This window comes from Kitasatospora sp. NPDC048286 (assembly GCF_043201735.1).
Taxonomy (GTDB): Bacteria; Actinomycetota; Actinomycetes; order Streptomycetales; family Streptomycetaceae; genus Kitasatospora.
Genome location: NZ_JBICZE010000040.1, coordinates 3,406 through 4,909, shown reverse-complemented (window position 1 = coordinate 4,909; position 1,504 = coordinate 3,406). Strand labels below are relative to the sequence as shown.

1 rRNA gene (cut by a window edge) is annotated in these 1,504 nt (G+C 56.4%); it reads right to left on the bottom strand.

The window, feature by feature from the left end:
* Positions 1-2 precede the first annotated feature (2 nt).
* A 23S ribosomal RNA gene (locus tag ACGF13_RS40200) occupies positions 3-1,504 on the bottom strand (it continues 1,642 nt past the right edge of the window).

The window sequence follows — 1,504 nt, the reverse complement described above, 5'->3', positions numbered from 1 at the left end:
CTGAGGACAAGCCCTCGGCCTATTAGTACCGGTCAACTCCACCCCTTACAGGGCTTCCATATCCGGCCTATCAACCCAGTCGTCTACTGGGAGCCTTACCCTCTCAAGGAGGTGGGAGTGCTCATCTCGAAGCAGGCTTCCCGCTTAGATGCTTTCAGCGGTTATCCCTCCCGAACGTAGCCAACCAGCCATGCCCTTGGCAGGACAACTGGCACACCAGAGGTTCGTCCGTCCCGGTCCTCTCGTACTAGGGACAGCCCTTCTCAACACTCCTACGCGCACAGCGGATAGGGACCGAACTGTCTCACGACGTTCTAAACCCAGCTCGCGTACCGCTTTAATGGGCGAACAGCCCAACCCTTGGGACCTACTCCAGCCCCAGGATGCGACGAGCCGACATCGAGGTGCCAAACCATCCCGTCGATATGGACTCTTGGGGAAGATCAGCCTGTTATCCCCGGGGTACCTTTTATCCGTTGAGCGACGGCGCTTCCACAAGCCACCGCCGGATCACTAGTCCCTACTTTCGTACCTGCTCGACCCGTCAGTCTCACAGTCAAGCTCCCTTGTGCACTTACACTCAACACCTGATTGCCAACCAGGCTGAGGGAACCTTTGGGCGCCTCCGTTACCCTTTAGGAGGCAACCGCCCCAGTTAAACTACCCACCAGACACTGTCCCTGATCCGGATCACGGACCCAGGTTAGACATCCAGCACGACCAGAGTGGTATTTCAACGGCGACTCCACAACAACTGGCGTTGCTGCTTCACAGTCTCCCACCTATCCTACACAAGCCGAACCGAACACCAATATCAAGCTATAGTAAAGGTCCCGGGGTCTTTCCGTCCTGCTGCGCGAAACGAGCATCTTTACTCGTAATGCAATTTCACCGGGCCTATGGTTGAGACAGTCGAGAAGTCGTTACGCCATTCGTGCAGGTCGGAACTTACCCGACAAGGAATTTCGCTACCTTAGGATGGTTATAGTTACCACCGCCGTTTACTGGCGCTTAAGTTCTCAGCTTCGCCCCGACGAATCAGAGCTAACCGGTCCCCTTAACGTTCCAGCACCGGGCAGGCGTCAGTCCGTATACATCGCCTTACGGCTTCGCACGGACCTGTGTTTTTAGTAAACAGTCGCTTCTCGCTGGTCTCTGCGGCCACCCCCAGCTCAGAGTGCAAGACTCATCACCAGGAATGGCCCCCCTTCTCCCGAAGTTACGGGGGCATTTTGCCGAGTTCCTTAACCATAGTTCACCCGAACGCCTCGGTATTCTCTACCTGACCACCTGAGTCGGTTTGGGGTACGGGCCGCCATGAAACTCGCTAGAGGCTTTTCTCGACAGCATAGGATCATCCACTTCACCACAATCGGCTCGGCATCAGGTCTCAGCCTTAATGAGTGACGGATTTGCCTATCACTCGGCCTACACCCTTACCCCGGGACAACCACCGCCCGGGCTGGACTACCTTCCTGCGTCACCCCATCGCTCACCTACTACC